This is a genomic window from Thermohahella caldifontis (assembly GCF_041153465.1).
Taxonomy (GTDB): domain Bacteria; phylum Pseudomonadota; class Gammaproteobacteria; order Pseudomonadales; family Oleiphilaceae; genus Thermohahella; species Thermohahella caldifontis.
Map to the genome: position 1 here is coordinate 38,205 of NZ_CP154858.1, position 19,135 is coordinate 57,339.

A 19,135-nucleotide genomic window follows, 5' to 3' on the forward strand; every position below is an offset into this window, starting at 1 on the left:
GGGTATGACGGCGGCAGACGCAAACATGATTGTAGGACTCGACATCGGCACTTCCAAGGTGGTTGCCATTGTCGGCAAGAAAAATGATGAGGGCGAGATTGAGGTCGTGGGCATCGGCTCGCATCCTTCCCGTGGTCTCAAGCGCGGTGTGGTGGTGAACATCGAATCCACTGTTCAGGCGATTCAGCGGGCGGTTGAAGAAGCCGAGCTGATGGCTGGCTGCCAGATTCACTCTGTTTACGCCGGCATAGCGGGCAATCACATCCGCAGCATGAACTCTCATGGCATCGTTGCCATCCGGGATCGGGAGGTCACAGCTGCTGATCTGGACCGGGTGCTGGATGCAGCCCAGGCGATGGCCATCCCGGCGGATCAGCGGATTCTCCATGTGATCCCCCAGGAATATGTCATCGACAATCAGGAGGGGATCAAGGAGCCGCTGGGCATGTCCGGCGTCCGCCTGGAGGCAAAGGTTCATCTTGTCACCTGTGCGGTCAACGCCTATCAGAACATTGAGAAGTGCGTGCGGCGCTGCGACCTGGAAGTGGATGACATCATCCTCGAGCAGCTGGCCTCCAGCTATGCGGTACTGACCGAAGATGAAAAGGAATTGGGTGTTTGTGTCGTGGATATCGGTGGCGGGACCACGGATATCGCCATCTTTACCGGCGGCGCAATCCGTCACACGGCGGTCATTCCCATTGCAGGGGATCAGGTGACCAATGATATCGCCATGGCATTGCGTACACCCACCCAAAACGCGGAAGAGATCAAGATCAAGTATGCCTGTGCGTTGACTCAGCTCGCCGGCCCGGAGCAGATGATCAAGGTACCCGGGGTGGGGGATCGCCCTCCGCGGGATCTCTCCCGGCACACTCTGGCCGAGGTGGTGGAGCCCCGGTATGAAGAACTGTTTACCCTGATTCAGTCGGAGTTGCGTCGTTCGGGGTACGAGGATCTGGTCGCCGCAGGCATTGTCCTGACTGGTGGCACGGCAAGAATGGAAGGCGTGGTGGAACTGGCGGAAGAAGTCTTCCACATGCCGGTCCGCCTTGCCGCACCGCAGGGAGTTCGGGGACTGACCGATGTGGTCAGCAACCCGATTTATTCAACAGCCGTAGGGCTGCTGATGTACGGCTTCGAGAAGCAGGCGGCGGGCGCTTCGCCTGTTCTCAAACCTGAAGCCACGCCAAGCCTTGTAGACAAGGTCAAGGCGTGGTTCAAGGGCAACTTCTGAAACAGAAACATCATAATAACGTGAAGGAGTAGGGGAATATGTTTGAACTCGTTGACAATCAGCCTCAAAACGCAGTCATCAAGGTCGTTGGTGTAGGTGGTGGCGGCGGTAACGCTGTCCGGCACATGCTCAACAGCTCGATTGAAGGTGTTGAGTTTATCTGTGCAAACACGGATGCTCAGGCCCTCAAGGATCTGGATGCCAAGTACCTGATTCAGCTCGGTAATGGCATTACCAAGGGTCTGGGTGCCGGTGCAAACCCGGATGTGGGCCGTCAGGCGGCCATGGAAGACCGTGACCGGATTGCCGAAGCACTGGAAGGTGCAGACATGGTGTTCATCACAGCAGGCATGGGGGGTGGAACCGGGACCGGCGGTGCACCCGTTGTGGCCAGTGTCGCGCGTGAAATGGGTATCCTCACGGTCGCCGTCGTGACCAAGCCGTTCGTTTTCGAAGGTGGCAAGCGCATGAAGATTGCCGAAGCCGGGCTCAAGGAGCTGGCTCAGCATGTGGATTCGCTGATCACCATCCCGAACGAAAAACTGCTGGCCGTCATGGGCAAGAATGTCAGTCTGCTGGATGCCTTTGCGGCAGCCAACGACGTACTGCTCAACGCGGTCCAGGGCATTGCTGACCTGATCATCCGTCCGGGCATGATCAACGTGGACTTTGCGGACGTGCGTACCGTCATGTCCGAAATGGGCATGGCCATGATGGGCGCCGGTTCAGCGACAGGCGAAAACCGGGCGCGCGAAGCGGCCGAACTGGCGATCCGCAGTCCGCTGCTGGACGATATCAACCTGTCCGGTGCACGGGGCATTCTGGTCAACATTACTGCAGGCCCCGACCTCTCTCTTGGCGAGTTCTCCGAAGTGGGCAACATCGTCGAAGAGATTGCGTCCGATTCGGCCACTGTGGTGGTGGGTACGGCAATCGACCCGGATTGCGGCGACGAACTGCGTGTTACGGTCGTGGCGACCGGCCTCGGACAACTGGCCGGTGCGGAAGGGCCACGCAAGGTTGTGGACAACACCCGCCAGGCAGATGGCAAGGTGGACTACAACCAGCTGGACCGCCCAGCAGTGCTGCGCAAGCGCGCGCCGGTCTCCGCAGGCAATACGGCTGTGGCCCGCGAGAGCGTGGTTTCGGATGAGCGCAATACGGACTACCTGGATATCCCCGCGTTTCTGCGGCGCCAGGCTGACTGATTGCAAAACCCGTAACCAGGTCATGTTTCGCGTGTATTAGGTTGGAGGGCCTAGAGTCTTTCTGGTATGATTTGCGCGAAATTTGCCCTGTGGACAAGGTGGTAAACACAGACATGATCAGACAACGCACCCTCAGGAACACGATCCGCGCGACAGGCGTCGGACTGCACTCGGGCCAGAAGGTCCTCTTGACCCTTCGGCCCGCACCCGTCAATACCGGAATCGTGTTCCGGCGGGTCGATCTGGATCCGGTCAAGGAGATTCCGGCGCGCGCAGAAAACGTGGGGGAGACCGTGTTGTCAACCACGCTCGTCAAGGATGGTGTCAAGGTGGCCACGGTAGAACATCTGCTGTCAGCACTGGCTGGCCTCGGCATCGACAACTGCTTTGTCGAAGTGGATGCGCCCGAAGTGCCAATCATGGATGGCAGTGCCGGGCCTTTTGTGTTTCTGATTCAGTCCGCAGGGATTGCCGAACAGGAATCGGCAAAACAGTTCATTCGCATCAAGCGCGAAGTGACGGTCAGGGATGAGGACAAGTTCGCCACCTTCCTGCCCTTTGACGGGTTCAAGGTCACCTTTACCATCGACTTTGATCACCCCGTCTTCAAGGGGCGCAGTCAGAAGGCTGTGGTGGATTTCTCCAGTACGTCATTTGTCAAGGAAGTCAGCCGGGCACGGACGTTCGGATTCATGAAGGACATTGAAAAGCTTCGTGCCATGAATCTGGCATTGGGCGGCAGTGTGGACAATGCCATTGTTGTGGACGACTACAAGATCCTCAATGAGGATGGCCTGCGTTATGACGACGAGTTTGTCAAACACAAGGTACTGGATGCCATTGGTGACCTCTATCTCCTGGGCAATAGTCTGATTGGTGAGTTCCGTGGACACAAGTCCGGGCATGGGCTGAACAATCAGCTCCTGAGGGAGCTCATCCGTCAGCAGGATGCGTGGGAAGTGGTGACCTTTGAGGATGCAGAGGAAGCGCCCATATCCTACCTCAAACCGCTGCTGGCGCATTAACGCGCTAGACGGGCCAGGTTTTCCAGTACCCGGCTCAACCCCTGATCTTCAGTTTGCCGGGCTTCTTGCAAGAGGAGCCCGGCATTTTCTTTTGAAATCGGCTTGGGTTTGCGCTTGGGCGTCCGGCGCTGCCCGGCCTGGGGCCGAATCCGGATCAGAAAACGGTAGCACCACTGAAAATCCCCGCCAGCAGCCCGCAATCGCTCAAGGATCTGGCTCTGTTCCATTCTCAGACGTGCTGCAACAGTTCCATCCGGGACGGTGACCACCAGCGTATCCTGTTCCAGCCTGACGAAGGTCACGAGTGACCTCAGGTAGGACGGCAGTGCTTCACTCAGTCGCCCGGCCTGGGTCTGGCGCGCTTCCGCTTCCTCAAGCAAGCGGCCCAGGCGAAGGTTTTCGCGGGCGATATCCTGTGGGCGGCGAGGTGAAGACGCGGCCATATACACACCTGACTTAATGGGTTACAGAAATTAGCGGTATTGCATAGGAAATTTGATACAATCCGCGCTAAATTAGTGTACACCACAAACGGGGAATCCGTCTGCACACCATGATGAATCTCATCGTTCTGGGCCGGAACGGCCAGCCTGCAAAGTTGTTAACGGTGCGCCCGACGCACCTGGCGCTGGTTGTTCTGATTGTGCTGGGCCTGATGAGTCTGGCCATGGCGGGCGGATACATGCTTGCAAGGTCTGTTGGCGTGTCCGGGGTAAGTGAGCAGGCCGCGGTCGCTGAGGACGCTGCCGTCTGGCAGAAGCGTTACCATCAGCTTGAACAGGCCTATGAGGATGCCCGGCGCCAGTCCCAGGCTCAGTTGGATGCGCTGACCCTGCGTTTGGGGCAGTTGCAGGCCCGCATGGCGCGCATGGAGGCGGTCGGCGAGCGGATCACCGAATCTGCGGGGCTGGATCCGAAGGAATTCGATTTTGGCGAGCCGCCGGGTGTCGGTGGACCGGAGGCGACAGGCAGCCTGCCACAAGTGACGGGCGATGTGCACTCCCTGCTCAACGACATCGACGCGCTGGAGTCCACACTCAGTCGCCGTGAGGATCAGCTCGAACTCATGGATCATGTCCTGGCCAGTGCCACGCTGGATCACGAGCAGTTTGTTGCCGGGCGCCCGATTCACAAGGGGTGGCTGTCCTCCAAATATGGATACCGCATTGACCCGTTCACGGGCAAGCGTGCCTGGCATGCGGGTGTCGACTTTGCTGGCAAGGAAGGTTCCGGTATTGTGGCATCGGCAGGCGGTGTGGTGACCTGGGCCGGCGAGCGTTACGGTTACGGTCTGATGGTCGAGATCAATCACGGTAACGGTCTCAGTACACGCTACGCCCATGCCAAGGCGCTTCTGGTCAAGAAGGGTGATGTGGTCAGCAAGGGCCAGCGCATTGCGCTCATGGGTAGCACCGGGCGTTCCACCGGCCCTCATGTTCATTATGAGGTGTGGAAGAACGGACGACCGATCAATCCTCATCAGTTTGTCTATCGCGCGGCCCGTTGAGTCGCGCAGTTGCCGTCACTTCAGCCGGAGCCCCTGACCGGGGCGCAAAACTGTGAACCGCATCGGCCTCCCATGGCCGGCTCCGGGTATTGTCCCTTTTATCTTCAGGTGACTTGGGGTTAGAATGCTGCCCCAAGGTTCTCTTCTTTTATGCATATAGACGTTTGAGCTATAAGCAGTTCGACATACAAGGCTGGCCGTACATTCATGTTTGGAAAAATCGCCACAAAGATCTTTGGAAGCAAAAATGCCCGCGAACTCAAGCGCATGGGCAAGATTGTCAAGCAAATCAATGCGCTGGAAGACAGCATCGCCGCACTGGATGATGCCGCCCTGAAAGCTAAAACGGATGAGTTCCGCAAGCGGTACCAGGACGGAGAAACCCTCGATGACCTGTTGCCGGAAGCCTTTGCGGTCGTCAGGGAGGCCGGCAAGCGCGTCCTCAATATGCGTCACTTTGATGTGCAGCTCATCGGTGGTATCACGCTTCACGAGGGCAAGATCGCTGAAATGCGCACCGGTGAGGGCAAGACGCTGGTCGCCACCCTGCCTGTCTACCTGAATGCGCTGGCCGGACGGGGCGTGCATGTGGTGACGGTCAACGACTACCTGGCCCGTCGTGACAGCGAATGGATGGGCAAGATCTACCGGTTCCTGGGCATGGAAGTGGGTGTGATCTACAGCGGGCAGTCTCCGGAGGAAAAGCGCGCGGCCTATCAGGCAGACATTACTTACGGGACCAACAACGAATTTGGTTTTGACTACCTGCGCGACAACATGGCCTTCTCTCTGGCGGAGAAAGTCCAGCGGGATCTCTACTTCGCCATTGTGGACGAAGTGGACTCCATCCTCATCGATGAAGCCCGGACCCCGCTCATCATCTCCGGTCCGGCGGAAGACAGCTCCGAAACCTATCGCAAGGTCAACAGTCTGGTGCCCCATCTGAAGCCGGCGACGCAGGAAGACGGCAGTGATGGTGACTTCATAATTGATGAGAAGGCGAAGAACGTCGAGCTGACCGAGTCCGGGCATGCCAAGGTGGAAGAGTTGCTGGTCAAGGCCGGCCTGCTGGAGGAGGGAGACAGTCTCTATTCCGTGACCAACCTCGGCCTCATGCATCATGTGATTTCGGCGTTGCGTGCACACCACCTTTTTCATCGCGATGTGGATTACATTGTTCAGAACGGTGAAATCGTCATTGTGGATGAGCACACCGGGCGGACCATGCCCGGACGCCGCTGGAGCGAAGGGCTCCACCAGGCCATTGAAGCCAAGGAAAATGTGCGGATCCAGGCCGAAAGCCAGACGCTGGCTTCCACCACCTTCCAGAACTACTTCCGGCTGTATGAAAAGCTGGCCGGCATGACCGGTACGGCCGATACCGAAGCCTACGAATTCAAGCAGATCTACGGGCTGGACGTGGTGGTGATTCCCACCAACAAACCGGTCAAGCGGATTGACTACAACGACCTGGTTTACCTGTCCATTGAGGAGAAGTTCCAGGCAATTATTGACGACATCAAGGACACGGTGGCCCAGAACCGTCCGGTGCTCGTGGGTACGGCTTCCATTGAGGCATCGGAATATCTGTCCCGCATGCTCGACAAGGAAGGGATCCCTCACAATGTCCTGAACGCCAAGCAGCATGACCGCGAAGCTCAGATCATTGCCCAGGCGGGTCGTCCCGGCGCTGTCACCATCGCCACCAACATGGCAGGCCGGGGGACGGACATCGTGCTGGGCGGTAACTGGGAAGCGGAAGTGGCTGAGCTGGAGAATCCCACACCGGAACAGATCGAAGCCATCCGCAAGGATTGGGAAAAGCGCCATGAACAGGTGATTCAGGCAGGGGGGTTGCATGTCATCGGTTCCGAGCGCCACGAATCCCGTCGTATCGACAACCAGCTCCGCGGCCGGGCCGGACGTCAGGGTGACCCGGGCTCCACGCGCTTCTATCTCTCGCTGGAAGACAACCTCATGCGTCTGTTCGCATCGGACCGCGTGAAGCGCATGATGCAGGCCCTGGGCATGGAGAAGGGGGAGGCCATCGAGCACCGGATGGTCAGCAACGCCATCGAAAAGGCCCAGCGCAAGGTGGAAGGGCGCAACTTCGATATCCGGAAGGCCTTGCTCGAATATGATGATGTGGCCAATGACCAGCGCCAGGTGATTTACAGCCAGCGCAACGAGATCATGGCCAGGGATGACATTTCCGACGTCATCAGGGCGGTGCGTGAAGATGTGATCAATACGGCCATCAGCAGTTATATCCCGCCCGGCTCGCTGGAAGAGCAGTGGGATGTGGCCGGACTGGAGAAACATCTGGCTCAGGAATTCAATATCGAGCTGCCGGTTCAGAAATGGCTGGACGAGGATGACAGTCTGCACGAGGAAACCCTGCGCAAGAAGATTGTCGACGAAATCGTGCGGGTCTACGAGGAGAAGGAAGCCATCGTCGGTGCAGAAACCATGCGCAACTTCGAGAAGCAGGTGTTCCTCCAGGTGCTGGATACGCTGTGGAAGGAGCATCTGGCCAACATGGATCATCTGCGCATGGGGATCCATCTGCGTGGATACGCCCAGAAGAATCCGAAGCAGGAATACAAGCGTGAAGCCTTCGAACTGTTCCAGAACCTGCTTGAGAACATCAAGCACGACGTGGTGCGCATTCTTTGCCACGTGCGGGTCCAGACCCCGGAAGAGCTGGAAGAGGTGGAACGTCAGCGTCGTGAGGCGCTTGAGCGCCAGATGGCGGCGGCTCAGGCCTCTCATCCGGGGGCGCCCGAAGAGGCTGCAGACAACACGGGTGGCGGCGGGTCCGGACAGCAGGGCGCAGGTGAGCAGCAACCCTTCGTCCGGGAAGGGCGCAAGGTTGGCCGTAACGAGCCCTGTCCCTGCGGCTCGGGCAAGAAGTACAAGCAGTGTCACGGTAAAGTCAGCTAGGAGTCCCGCATGGCAACAGGGTCTGGGCAGTTACCCGAGTTTTTCCGGTTTCCGGTGTCCGTATCGGTGTGGCGAGTGCCGGCATCAAGAAGCCGGGGCGCAAGGATCTGGTGGTGTTCGAACTGGCAGAAGGTGCGCGGACGGCCGCCGTATTCACCCGAAACGCCTTTTGTGCAGCACCGGTTCAGGTGGCCCGGGCACATCTGGCAGACAGGGCACCAAGATATCTGGTCATCAATACCGGCAATGCCAACGCCGGTACCGGAGCGGTGGGGCTGGCCGACGCCCGCCGCACCTGTCAGGTGCTGGGAGAACTGACGCAAGTACCTGAATCTGCAGTCCTGCCCTTCTCAACCGGCGTGATCGGAGAGAAGCTGCCCGTCGAACGCATCGAAGCGGCACTGCCACAGGCGCTTGCGAGTCTCGGTGATGGCAACTGGCCCCAGGCGGCTGAAGGCATCATGACCACGGATACACGCCCCAAGGGTGCCTCGTGCCGGGTAGCCTGTGCTGGTGGTACCTGGACCATCAGCGGCATTTCCAAAGGGGCGGGCATGATCTGCCCCAACATGGCCACCATGCTCGCCTTTGTGGCAACGGATGCACCATTGGATCAGCAGGCGCTGGATTGGGTGATCCGTGAAGCGACCGATCGTTCCTTCAACCGGATTACCGTGGATGGTGATACGTCCACCAATGACAGCTGTGTATTGGTGGCAACGGGCCAGCCGGCACGGTTTACGCTGGACAATCGTGATACCTGGGCGCCTCTGGCCGAGGCCCTGATTGACGTGTTCAGGCAACTGGCTCAGGCCATCGTGCGCGACGGTGAAGGCGCAACGAAATTTGTCACCATCGATGTTACGGGCGGAGCCAGGGCCTCGGAATGTCTGGATGTGGCCTATACCGTTGCACATTCTCCGCTGGTCAAGACGGCGCTGTATGCCAGTGATCCGAACTGGGGACGCATTCTGGCGGCAGTCGGCCGGGCCGGTATTGAGGGGCTGGATGTGGATCAGGTCAATATCTGGCTGGATGATGTTCAGATCGTTGCTCAGGGAGGGCGGGCGGCCGATTATACCGAAGAGGCTGGCCAGGCCGTGATGAACCGGGAAGAGATCACCATCCGCATTGACCTGGGACGCGGCAATGCCCGGGAATCCTTGTGGACGACCGACCTGTCACACGAATACGTCACCATTAACGCCGAATACCGTACCTGAAATGACCATTGACGTGGCTGTGGGTGTGATCACGCGCGCCCGCAGCGAAGTCCTGCTGGCCTGGCGGGATGCCTCGCGGCATCAGGGGGGCTGCTGGGAGTTCCCCGGCGGCAAGCTGGAACCCGGTGAGACACCTCTGGAGGGGCTGATCCGCGAGCTTGATGAAGAGCTGGGGATCAGGCCGGATCCAGCGTCGGCGTCACCGTTGCTGACCATTCCCTGGTCCTACGGTGACAAGGCGGTTCGCCTGCACGTCTGGCAGGCGGTTCGATTTGAAGGTGTGCCTCACGGCCGGGAGGGTCAGGCCGTGCGCTGGTTCGCCATTTCCGATCTTTCACCTGATCTGTTTCCTGCGGCCAACAGGGGAATCCTGCGCGCACTGCAGTTGCCCCGGCAAGTGTGGGTGACGCCGGATCTGGATGATCTTGAGGAAGCTCTGACGCAACTGACCCATGCGGCTGAAAAGGGCGCGCAGATGGTGGTGCTGCGCAGTCAGGGGCAGTTTCCGGGGTGTGTGGCAGCGCTGGAGACTTTTTCAGGACAGGCCCGGGCGCTGGGGCTGCGCTGTATTCTGCATGAGCGATCACTGAAGTCGCCGGGTATTTCGGCAGACGAAGTGCGGCGAATCCAGGGCGTGGATGGCCTGCATCTTTCCGCTGCCTCGCTCTGTCGTGCGGACCACCGTCCGGGCGATGACGTGCTGCTTGGGGCGTCCTGCCACACGCTGGCAGATATCCGTCAGGCCAACCGGCTGGCGTGCGACTACATATTCCTGTCGCCTGTGCGGCCTACCCGGTCGCATCCGGAGGCCAGACCGCTGGGATGGTCAACCTTCGGCACCTGGATCGCGGAAGCGGCCATGCCCGTTTACGCACTGGGTGGTGTCGGCCCTGAGGATCTGCCGCATGCGCTGCGGGCAGGTGCCCAGGGCATTGCCGGTATTCGTGCCTTTGTCCGGGTTTGACTTAAATCACCTTAGCTTGTCTCGCATCAATTTTCATTCGGGCGTATGATGGTATTCTGCACCCCGTGGAGGAATTATGTCTGAACTGACCCATCTGGATGCGCGCGGTGCCGCGCACATGGTTGATATTTCCGAAAAGCAGGTGACCACGCGTGAAGCCCGGGCCGAGGCTTGGGTGCGCATGCAGCCGGAAACGCTGAAGTTGATTGTGGAAGGCAAGCACAAGAAAGGTGATGTGTTTGCCGTGTGCCGCATTGCCGGTATTCAGGCCGCCAAGCGGACCTGGGAGCTGATTCCGCTGTGCCACCCGCTCTTTCTCAATTCTGTCAAGGTGGACATCGAGCCCGACATGGACGGCAGTCGTGTGCGTATCGAGGCGCGCTGCAGGGTGGATGGCAAGACCGGTGTGGAGATGGAAGCCCTGACCGCTGCCAGCGTGGCCGCATTGACCCTCTATGATATGTGCAAGGCAGTGGACAAGGGGATGGTCGTGGAGTCCGTCGGCCTGCTGGAAAAATCTGGCGGACGCAGTGGTCACTGGAGGCGTGAATGATCGAAGTCCTGTTTTTTGCCCGCTTTCGGGAAACCCTCGGAACAGACCGCATCGCCCTTGAGGCTGATGGTCTGACGACTCTGGCGGATGTTCTGGCCGCCGTGAAGCACAAGCTGGGTGAGAAAGCTGAGGTGCTGGAGCAGGGCACTGTGCTGGCGGCAGTCAATCAGGAAATGAGCCCGTTGACCGCGGCGGTGAAGGCAGGGGATGAGGTGGCTTTCTTTCCCCCGGTAACCGGAGGCTGACATGACGCAGGGCAAACTGGGTGCGCAGGACATGCTGATTGACCGTTTCGGCCGGCAGGTCACCTATGTCCGTTTGTCGATCACCGACCGGTGCGATTTCCGCTGTGTCTATTGCATGGCGGAGGACATGACCTTTCTGCCGCGTCAGCAGGTGCTGACGCTGGAGGAGATGTATGCACTGGGGCAGGCCTTCGTCGAGCTGGGTGTCACCAAGATCCGCCTGACCGGTGGCGAGCCGCTTATCCGCAAGAATGTCCTGAGCCTCATTCAGCGCCTGGGTGCCCTGGATGGGCTGAACGAGCTGGTGCTGACCACCAATGGCAGTCAGTTGCCCAAAATGGCTGAGGATCTGCGTGCTGCCGGCGTCCGGCGGATCAATATCAGTCTCGACAGTCTGAAGCCCGAGCGTTTCCGGGAGCTGACCCGTACGGGAGATCTGAGCCAGGTTCTGCAGGGTATCGAAGCGGCCCGGAAGGCGGGTTTTGAACGCATCAAGCTGAACGCAGTGGTGCTCAAGGGCCGTAATGATGACGAAATTCTGGACCTGGCCGATTTTGCCCTGTCCCGTGGGCTGGATCTGACTTTCATAGAAGAAATGCCGCTCGGCCATATCGAGGAACACAACCGGGCGGAGGCGTTCATGCCGAGCGATGCGATCCGTGAACGGTTGCAGGGCCGCTACAGGCTGAGTCCTTCGACAGCAAGCACGGGCGGCCCGTCGCGCTACTGGCTGGCGGAGGGTTACGAGAGTCGCATCGGATTCATTTCACCTCACAGCCACAACTTCTGCCATCTGTGCAATCGTGTGAGAGTGACAGTGGAGGGGCGGTTGCTGCTGTGCCTCGGTAACGAACATTCCGTCGACCTGCGCGCTGTACTGCGTCGTTATCCGGGTGACATGGTACGGCTGAAACAGGCCATACGGGATGCCATGGCCATCAAGCCCGAGCGCCATGAATTCTCTCTTGATGGCGAACCGCAGATTGTCCGTTTCATGAACATGACCGGTGGCTGACCCGGCGTTGCGGATATGGGCCGTGGCCGGCTTTTCTGCTAGAATGCGCGCTGCCCGAACAAACCACTGAAGAGGTCTCTGGTGTCTGTCCGTTTTATTGCTGACTGCAAGCTGCCCACGCCCTTCGGCGTCTTTACCATGCACGGATTTGAAGAAGTGGAAACCGGCAAGGAGCACATTGCACTGACCATGGGTGATGTGGCGGACGGCACACCGGTTCTCGCTCGCACCCATTCAGAATGCCTGACGGGTGATGCACTGTTCAGCATGCGCTGTGACTGTGGCTATCAGCTTGAGGAAGCACTGAGCAGCATTGCCCGCGAGGGCAGGGGCGTGTTGCTCTATCTGCGTCAGGAAGGGCGAGGCATCGGGCTGCTCAACAAGATTCGCGCCTACCATATTCAGGATCAGGGGGCGGATACGGTCGAGGCCAATGAGCAACTGGGCTTCCCGGCCGACATGCGGGATTACAGCATGTGCGGCCCCATGCTGGCTCATCTTGGAATCAAGGCCATTCGCCTGATGACCAACAATCCCCGCAAGGTGAAAGCGCTCACGGAAATGGGGATTGATGTGGCCGAAAGAGTACCGCTTGAGGTGGGTCGGAACCCTCACAACAAGCGTTATCTGGCGACCAAGGCGGGCAAGCTCGGCCACTGGCTGGCCACGCACCAGGATGATGACATACCTGACCTGCCTTCCGGTTCCTGACTGGCTCACCGGGGGCCTTGGCGAGCGGGGAGAGAGACTCCCTGTCTGAGGCGGCGGAATGAAAGGGCCCGGCTGACCGGGCCCTGCTTCAGGCGGATGCGGCGCTGCGGGTGTTTTCCGAAAGCGCGGCAAACTGGCGGATCCGCCGTTCCAGACTCTCTGTGTCCAGTCCGGCCTCCCGGAGCAGCTCTTCGGGTTTGCCGTGTTCCTGAAATGCATCCGGCAGGCCGAGCTGCAGGACAGGCTTGAGAATACGGTTGGCCTGTAATGCCTCCAGGACCGCGGAGCCCGCACCGCCTGCCACCACATTCTCTTCCGCCGTGACCAGCACGCGGTGGCTGGCGGCCATGCGGCAGACCATGTCCACGTCCAGCGGCTTGATGAAGCGCATGTTCACGACCGTGGCATTGAGGTGTTCGGCCACCTTGCGCGCCGGCTCCACCATGCTGCCGAATGCGAGGATGGCAATGTCCTGCCCTTCGCGCACCACGGTACCCTTGCCGATGGGCAGCGTATCCAGCGTATTGCTCACCGGCACCCCCGGCCCCTTGCCGCGCGGATAGCGCACTGCCGCCGGGCCGTTGTGCAGATAGCCGGTGTGCAGCATCTGGCGGGTTTCATTCTCGTCTGCGGGTGCCATGATGACCAGGTTGGGGATGCAGCGCAGGAAGCTGAGGTCAAAGGCGCCGGCATGGGTGGGGCCGTCCTCGCCCACCAGACCGGCGCGGTCGATGGCGAAAAGAACGTCCAGATTCTGCAGGGCCACATCGTGAATGAGCTGATCATAGGCGCGCTGCAGGAAGGTGGAATAGATGGCAACCACGGGCTTCATGCCTTCGCACGCCAGTCCGGCGGCCAGGGTGACAGCGTGTTGCTCGGCAATGGCCACATCGTGATAGCGTTCCGGAAAGCGCTTCGAGAAGGCGACCAGATCGGACCCTTCGCACATGGCGGGCGTAATGGCGACCAGTCTTGGGTCCTGCGCCGCCGCATCGCAGAGCCACTGTCCGAAGACATTGGAATATTTGGGGCGCGGGCGGCTTTCCACCGGCTTCGCGGGAGGGTCGGGTTCAATCTTGTTGATGGCGTGGTAGCCAATGGGATCGCGCTCTGCCGGTGCGAAGCCCTTGCCCTTCTTGGTGATCACGTGAAGGAACTGGGGGCCCTCGCGCTCCATCAGTCCTTCGAGGGTTTCAACCAGCAGGGGCAGGTCATGGCCATCAATGGGGCCGACATAGTAGAAGCCCAGCTCCTCGAACAGGGTGCCCGGTGCGATCATGCCCTTGACATGTTCTTCCGTGCGCTTGACCAGTTCGCGTATGGGCCCCGGTGCCCCTTCGAGCACTTTCTTGCCACCATCCCGGACGCTGTTGAATGTCCGGCTGGCCAGTATGCGTGAAAGATAGTTGGACAGGCTGCCGACGTTTTCGGAGATGGACATGTCGTTGTCATTGAGAATCACGAGCATGTCGGCACGGGTGTCTCCGGCATGATTGAGAGCCTCGAAGGCCATGCCGGCCGTCAGTGCGCCATCACCGATCACGGCCACGGCCTTGCGGCGCTCGCCCTTCTGCCGTGCCGCCAGTGCCATACCCAGCGCCGCAGAGATGGAGGTGCTGCTGTGGCCCACACCGAAGGTGTCATATTCGCTTTCGTCACGCTTGGGGAACGCAGCCAGGCCATCCTTCCTGCGCATGGTGAGCATCTGCTCGCGACGGCCGGTCAGAATCTTGTGCGGGTAGGCCTGATGTCCCACGTCCCAGACCAGACGGTCGTGTGGCGTGTTCAGGACGTAATGCAGAGCAATGGTCAGTTCGACAACGCCGAGACCCGCGCCGAAGTGTCCCCCGGTCTGGCTGACCGTATACAGGAGGTATGCACGCAGCTCGTCGGCAAGCTGCAGCAGTTCCCACTGATCCAGCAGCCGGAGCTGAGCGGGGCTGTCAATCCTGTCCAGCAGCGGCGTCTGCGGACGCTTGCGGGGAAACTCATGGTACGTTTTGGGTTTGCGCATGATTCTCAGGGTCTCACAGACAACCGCCGCATTATACGTCAAGACGCGGCGGGACACACGCCGGCTCAGTGATTCCTTTGCGCCAGATCATCTATCAGCCGCGCCAGGGGGGTGTCGGCGGCGTTGATTCCGTCAAGAATCCGGCGTGCATCCTTCATCAGGCGGTCGGCTTCCCGTCGTGCGCCGTCAAGCCCCAGCAGGCGCACATAGGTGGATTTGTTCTGCTCGCGGTCATGCCCTGCCGCCTTGCCGAGTGTTTCCGTATCGCTGACTTCGTCCAGGATGTCGTCCTGAATCTGGAACGCCAGGCCCAGGCAGTCACCCAGTTGGGCCATCTGGTCTTGCAGGGGTTGATCCGCATTGGCTGCCAGGGCGCCCATCACCAGACTGGCCTGAATCAGTGCACCGGTCTTGTGCCGGTGAATGCGTTTCAGTGTGTCCAGGTCCACATTCCGGCCCGTGGCCTCCATGTCCCAGGCCTGACCGGCGACCATGCCGGCGGCACCGCTGGCACGGGCCAGCACGGTCACCATCCCGAGATGGCGTGCGGCCGGGCCGGGCTGCCGTCCCAGTACCTCGAAGGCGAGCGTCAGCAGGGCGTCACCGGCCAGAATGGCGGTGGCTTCGTCGAACCGGATATGGCAGGTCGGACGCCCGCGACGGAGCGCATCATCATCCATGGCGGGCAGGTCGTCGTGAACCAGCGAGTAGGTATGGATCATCTCGAGGGCACAGGCCGCGTCCAGTGCGTCCTCCGCCCGGCCATTCAGTACGTCGGCCGTGGCCATGGCCAGCAGGGGGCGGACGCGCTTTCCGGGGCCCGTCAGCGCGTAATGCATGGCGTCCCGGAGCGTGCCGGCCGGAAGTGTTTCCAGGTGCTGTTCCAGTCGCCTGTCAATCTGCTGGCGCCAATGGGCAAGCGTTTCAGAATGGGAGGTCATCTTCGGCATCCGGCGCAGACTCGGGATCGGCGGGGAAGGGGGCAGATCTTCCGGCCCATCGGTCGTGCCGGACGTATCCGGATCATCGGCCAGAAGCTTTTCGACACGAAGCTCCGCTGCCCGGAGCGCATCCTGGCACAACCTGGACAGGTGTACGCCGGTTTCGAAGCGCTCAAGCGCCTCTTCCAGTTTCAGGTCGCCTTGTTCCAGGGCGCGGACGATGCCTTCAAGTTGTGCCAGAGCGGTTTCAAAATCGGGGGTTTCGGCCATGCCTTTGCATCCTGTTTTCAGACAGGTGGATACCCTAGCCGAGCCGGCTTCGGCGGTCAATCCGCTTTCGGTCGTGCATATCCGTTTTGTCGGCTGGCAGATTTTTCATTTTGTGTTTATGCTTACGACAAGCTGGCCCGAGGCCGGTTCCGGCCACCTGAAGTTGCAGCATTCAGTCAATTGAAAAGGGGTATTCTGTGGATCTGGCGACCCTCATAGGCCTGTTGGGCGGATTTGCCATTGTGGCGATGGCGATGGTGCTTGGCGGCGGCCTGGGCATATTTGTGGATGTCCCGTCCGTACTCATCGTGATTGTGGGTTCTGTTTTTGTGGTCCTCATGAAGTTTACGCTGGCCCAGTTCCTGGGCGCAGGCAAAACGGCGGCCAAGGCCTTCATGTTCAAGCTGGATACCCCGGAGGATCTGATCGAGCAGGTGGTGGAGCTGGCCGACGCCGCGCGCAAGGGGGGGCTCCTGTCTCTGGAGGGCAAGGAAATCCCCAACGATTTTCTCAAGAAGGGCATCCAGCTGCTGGTGGACGGGCATGATGCGGATGTGGTCAAGACCCTGCTGGGCAAGGACAAATCCCTGGCAGTAGAGCGCCACAAGCAGGGGGCTGCGGTCTGGGCAGCCTTTGGTGATGTGGCGCCCGCCATGGGCATGATCGGGACACTGGTGGGTCTGGTGGCCATGCTCTCCAACATGGATGACCCCAAGTCCATCGGACCTGCTATGGCGGTGGCTCTGCTGACGACGCTCTATGGGGCGATGTTGTCAAACATGGTTGCCCTGCCCATCAAGGACAAGCTGACCATTCGCATGGGTGAGGAAGAACAGCTCAAATCCATGATCATTGATGCGCTGCTGGCCATTCAGGCAGGTCAGAACCCCAGGGTGATTGAAACCATGCTGCGTACCTATCTGCCTGAAGGCAAACGCGGCGGTGGAAGTGAGTAAGCGCAGATCATGAGTGACGAAGAAGAGAAGCCGTGCGAATGTCCGCCGGGGTTGCCGGGGTACCTGGCCACCTTTGCGGATCTCATGTCGCTGCTGATGTGCTTTTTTGTGCTGCTGCTGTCCTTTTCCGAAATGGATGTGCTCAAGTTCAAGCGGCTGGCCGGTTCCATGCGGGAAGCCTTCGGTGTGCAGAATCAGATTGATGTGAACATGATTCCCAAGGGGACGAGTATCATCGCCCAGGAGTTTTCTCCCGGCAAACCGGAGCCCACGCCGCTGCAGGTGGTCATGCAGCACACCACGGATGCGGATCTGCCCAATGTGGAGCAGCTCTGCAAACAGGCGGTGGAGAAGGCGCTTGAAGAGCAGTGTCCCAAGGTACAGGGGCAGGAGCTCAGCGACATTGTGGTGGAGAAAATCAAGCAGCTGGTGGACAAGACGGAGAGCGATGCCGTTTCCATTGCAGCAGCCATGGAGCAGGAAATCCGCAACAATATGGTCGAGGTGGAAACCCGGGGGCGCAAGATCACGATCCGTGTGCAGGAAAAGGGCTCCTTTGACAGCGGCTCGGCGACTCTGAAATGGGAGTTTTTGCCGGTCATTGAGCGGTTGGCAGAAATCATTGCCGGCATTGAGGGGCATGTGGCCATCGAAGGTCATTCCGACAGCATCCCCATTCACACGGCACGTTTCCGGAGCAACTGGGACCTGTCCGCCGCCCGGGCGCTGGAGGTGCTGCATGCGTTGATCGAAGCCCGGCCGGATCTGGATCAGCAGCGGTTTACCGTCACAGCCTATGCGGACACCAAGCCGCTGGTGCCCAACGACACTCCGGAAAACCGGGCCCGAAATCGCCGGGTGGAGATCATCATTCAGCAACCGCTGGATGAGCAGACGAAGAAGGAACTGGAGACCGCCCGCAAGCAGGCGCCGGAGCTGATCAACGAAACCCAGTTGCCGGGCATTCAGGAACTGTCTCCCGATGAAATATTCTGATTCACAAACGAGGTCAGCATGACCCAGGAAAGACGTCGCTATTTTCGTGTAGCCGATCAGGTGGGACTGGTCTGGCGCCGGCTGGCGGACGGGGAGTCCTGGGAGGCGAGGCAGCCCCTGCAGGCGTCCGACGTCCTGATGCGGCTGGAAAACGAAATCAGCGCCCTGTTTGAATCCCTCAGAAGCACGCAGCCTGCCGTACTGGAAATTCTGGAGCTGTTCAATCGCAAGATCAATCTTGCCCTCTCACTGGATACCCGCAAGGAGCAGGAGCAGCTCATGGCGCGCATCAAGCCGGTGAGTCTGAGTGCCTGCGGCATTGCCTTTACGGCCAGTGAACCTGTCCCGGTCGGCGCACGGCTGGCCATGCAGCTGACGCTTTTCCCCGGCAATATCACCCTGGATCTGATGGGGACCGTGGTGGCTCGCGATCAGCACAGCGGGCGTGAGGATGAGCCCTGGGTCATCCGGGCCGACTTCGGCAATATTGACTCGGAGCGGCAGGAAATCCTCATTCAGCATGTGATCCGGGCTCAGAGCCGGGAGCTGAGAGCACGGCGGGAGGCCCGGGAGGCTGGCAAGTCACCTGATGGGGCATAGGTCCATTCATCCATGTGAAAGACACCCTGTACATCCATTCTGACCAGCGTTGTGCTGCGTGTCCCGTAATGGGGCAAGCGGATAAAGCGTGAGGACAGGGCGTTTTCCATGTCGCGGGGCAGTCCGGTTTCGGGCAGGGCGTGCGCCGGCGCTTTCCGGGTATCCAGCATGATCTGCTGAAACGCTTCCGGTGCCGGGTCATCCTCGCGGGCCAGTAGTGCAGACAGCGCCTGCTTGCCGCTTTCCACCTTGAACCAGGGAGAATCCAGTTCTGCATTGCTCAGCCCGTAAATGCCGGCTTTCCGCAATTGGTGAAAGGCGGGTGTCCGGTTGCTGAGGTAGTGCAGTCTTTCCTTGTCCCAGACGATCAGATTGAAACCCGTCCAGGCATTTTTCTGGCTCTCCAGCCACGCAAACCATGTGCCGAGGTCTGGTGTCAGCAATGCATCGACAACCAGTTCTCCCCGGGAGCGTGTCCCTTCTGGCTGAGGATGCCGGCGCACGTTGGTCACCAGCGCAAAGCGGTCGGCGGTGCAGCCCAGCCAGGTTCCACCCGCCTGTTCATCACGGCCGGCCCGGATGACCGGGCGGGTGGCCCACCGGTGCAGCGGGCGGGTCGGCCGGGCATAAAACTCGTCCCGGTTGGCCAGCGCAATGAAGGGATAGTGTGTGGACTGGCCGATGGCAAAAAACGCAAGACACATGAAGGAAAGGTCATCCCTTTGTG

The 19,135-nt window shown here is 59.9% G+C and carries 18 protein-coding genes; 14 read left to right on the forward strand and 4 right to left on the reverse strand.

Going from position 1 to position 19,135, the window contains the following annotated elements:
• Positions 1 to 4 precede the first annotated feature (4 nt).
• The 3 genes from ftsA (at position 5) to lpxC (ending at position 3,470) form a co-directional block, all read left to right on the forward strand.
• On the forward strand, positions 5 to 1,237 hold the full coding sequence (gene ftsA, locus AAIA72_RS00195) for a cell division protein FtsA (protein ID WP_369601451.1): 1,233 nt from the start codon (positions 5 to 7) through the stop codon (positions 1,235 to 1,237).
• Positions 1,238 to 1,275: 38 nt separating this feature from the next.
• The gene (gene ftsZ / locus AAIA72_RS00200) at positions 1,276 to 2,445 is read left to right on the forward strand and encodes a cell division protein FtsZ (RefSeq protein ID WP_369601452.1); all 1,170 of its coding nucleotides are present in this window, start codon (positions 1,276 to 1,278) and stop codon (positions 2,443 to 2,445) included.
• A gap of 113 nt (positions 2,446 to 2,558) precedes the next feature.
• Positions 2,559 to 3,470, forward strand: coding sequence for a UDP-3-O-acyl-N-acetylglucosamine deacetylase (lpxC, locus tag AAIA72_RS00205; RefSeq protein ID WP_369601453.1), 912 nt, complete (start codon positions 2,559 to 2,561; stop codon positions 3,468 to 3,470).
• Here the strand turns inward: lpxC and AAIA72_RS00210 are convergent.
• Complete coding sequence (locus tag AAIA72_RS00210) at positions 3,467 to 3,913, reverse strand: DciA family protein (protein ID WP_369601454.1); 447 nt, start codon at positions 3,911 to 3,913, stop codon at positions 3,467 to 3,469. The genes lpxC and AAIA72_RS00210 overlap by 4 nt on opposite strands.
• A 110-nt stretch (positions 3,914 to 4,023) precedes the next feature.
• Between AAIA72_RS00210 and AAIA72_RS00215 the strand changes: the two genes are divergently transcribed.
• From AAIA72_RS00215 to ribA, 8 genes are all read left to right on the forward strand, one after another.
• Positions 4,024 to 4,977, forward strand: coding sequence for a M23 family metallopeptidase (locus AAIA72_RS00215; protein WP_369601455.1), 954 nt, complete (start codon positions 4,024 to 4,026; stop codon positions 4,975 to 4,977).
• A gap of 207 nt (positions 4,978 to 5,184) precedes the next feature.
• Entirely contained in the window at positions 5,185 to 7,920 is a 2,736-nt protein-coding gene (secA, locus tag AAIA72_RS00220) for a preprotein translocase subunit SecA (protein WP_369601456.1), read from the forward strand.
• Between the two features lie 62 nt (positions 7,921 to 7,982).
• A complete protein-coding gene (gene argJ, locus AAIA72_RS00225; RefSeq protein WP_369602951.1) occupies positions 7,983 to 9,143 on the forward strand; it encodes a bifunctional glutamate N-acetyltransferase/amino-acid acetyltransferase ArgJ in 1,161 nt (386 codons plus the stop codon).
• Position 9,144: 1 nt separating this feature from the next.
• Positions 9,145 to 10,107 (forward strand): Nudix family hydrolase, encoded by a 963-nt coding sequence (locus AAIA72_RS00230; protein ID WP_369601457.1) that lies wholly within the window; start codon positions 9,145 to 9,147, stop codon positions 10,105 to 10,107.
• A gap of 76 nt (positions 10,108 to 10,183) precedes the next feature.
• Positions 10,184 to 10,660: a cyclic pyranopterin monophosphate synthase MoaC gene (gene moaC, locus AAIA72_RS00235; protein ID WP_369601458.1), complete on the forward strand. Its 477-nt coding sequence runs from the start codon at positions 10,184 to 10,186 to the stop codon at positions 10,658 to 10,660.
• Positions 10,657 to 10,905, forward strand: a complete 249-nt coding sequence (moaD, locus tag AAIA72_RS00240) for a molybdopterin converting factor subunit 1 (protein WP_369601459.1) — start codon at positions 10,657 to 10,659, stop codon at positions 10,903 to 10,905. The genes moaC and moaD overlap by 4 nt, the downstream gene beginning before the upstream one ends.
• A 1-nt stretch (position 10,906) precedes the next feature.
• A complete protein-coding gene (gene moaA, locus AAIA72_RS00245; RefSeq protein WP_369601460.1) occupies positions 10,907 to 11,920 on the forward strand; it encodes a GTP 3',8-cyclase MoaA in 1,014 nt (337 codons plus the stop codon).
• Between the two features lie 81 nt (positions 11,921 to 12,001).
• A complete protein-coding gene (gene ribA, locus AAIA72_RS00250; RefSeq protein ID WP_369601461.1) occupies positions 12,002 to 12,631 on the forward strand; it encodes a GTP cyclohydrolase II in 630 nt (209 codons plus the stop codon).
• A gap of 88 nt (positions 12,632 to 12,719) precedes the next feature.
• On the opposite strand, the gene dxs is transcribed toward ribA, so the two are convergent.
• Both dxs and xseB read right to left on the reverse strand, forming a co-directional pair.
• The gene (gene dxs / locus AAIA72_RS00255) at positions 12,720 to 14,645 is read right to left on the reverse strand and encodes a 1-deoxy-D-xylulose-5-phosphate synthase (RefSeq protein ID WP_369601462.1); all 1,926 of its coding nucleotides are present in this window, start codon (positions 14,643 to 14,645) and stop codon (positions 12,720 to 12,722) included.
• Positions 14,646 to 14,710: 65 nt separating this feature from the next.
• Positions 14,711 to 15,856 (reverse strand): exodeoxyribonuclease VII small subunit, encoded by a 1,146-nt coding sequence (xseB, locus tag AAIA72_RS00260; protein ID WP_369601463.1) that lies wholly within the window; start codon positions 15,854 to 15,856, stop codon positions 14,711 to 14,713.
• A 197-nt stretch (positions 15,857 to 16,053) separates the two neighbouring features.
• Here xseB and pomA point away from each other — a divergent pair, with 197 nt between their 5' ends.
• Genes pomA through AAIA72_RS00275 form a run of 3 tightly spaced genes read left to right on the forward strand, consistent with a single transcriptional unit; the run spans position 16,054 to position 18,408 of the window.
• Positions 16,054 to 16,812 (forward strand): flagellar motor protein PomA, encoded by a 759-nt coding sequence (gene pomA / locus AAIA72_RS00265; protein ID WP_369601464.1) that lies wholly within the window; start codon positions 16,054 to 16,056, stop codon positions 16,810 to 16,812.
• Positions 16,813 to 16,821: 9 nt separating this feature from the next.
• Positions 16,822 to 17,808 carry a flagellar motor protein MotB gene (locus AAIA72_RS00270; protein WP_369601465.1) on the forward strand — a complete coding sequence of 329 codons (987 nt, stop codon included), beginning with the start codon at positions 16,822 to 16,824 and terminating at the stop codon, positions 17,806 to 17,808.
• An 18-nt stretch (positions 17,809 to 17,826) separates the two neighbouring features.
• A complete protein-coding gene (locus tag AAIA72_RS00275) occupies positions 17,827 to 18,408 on the forward strand; it encodes a PilZ domain-containing protein (RefSeq protein WP_369601466.1) in 582 nt (193 codons plus the stop codon).
• Here the strand turns inward: AAIA72_RS00275 and AAIA72_RS00280 are convergent.
• Positions 18,342 to 19,112 (reverse strand): NRDE family protein, encoded by a 771-nt coding sequence (locus tag AAIA72_RS00280; RefSeq protein WP_369601467.1) that lies wholly within the window; start codon positions 19,110 to 19,112, stop codon positions 18,342 to 18,344. The two genes, AAIA72_RS00275 and AAIA72_RS00280, sit on opposite strands and share 67 nt — an antisense overlap.
• Positions 19,113 to 19,135: the final 23 nt, after the last annotated feature.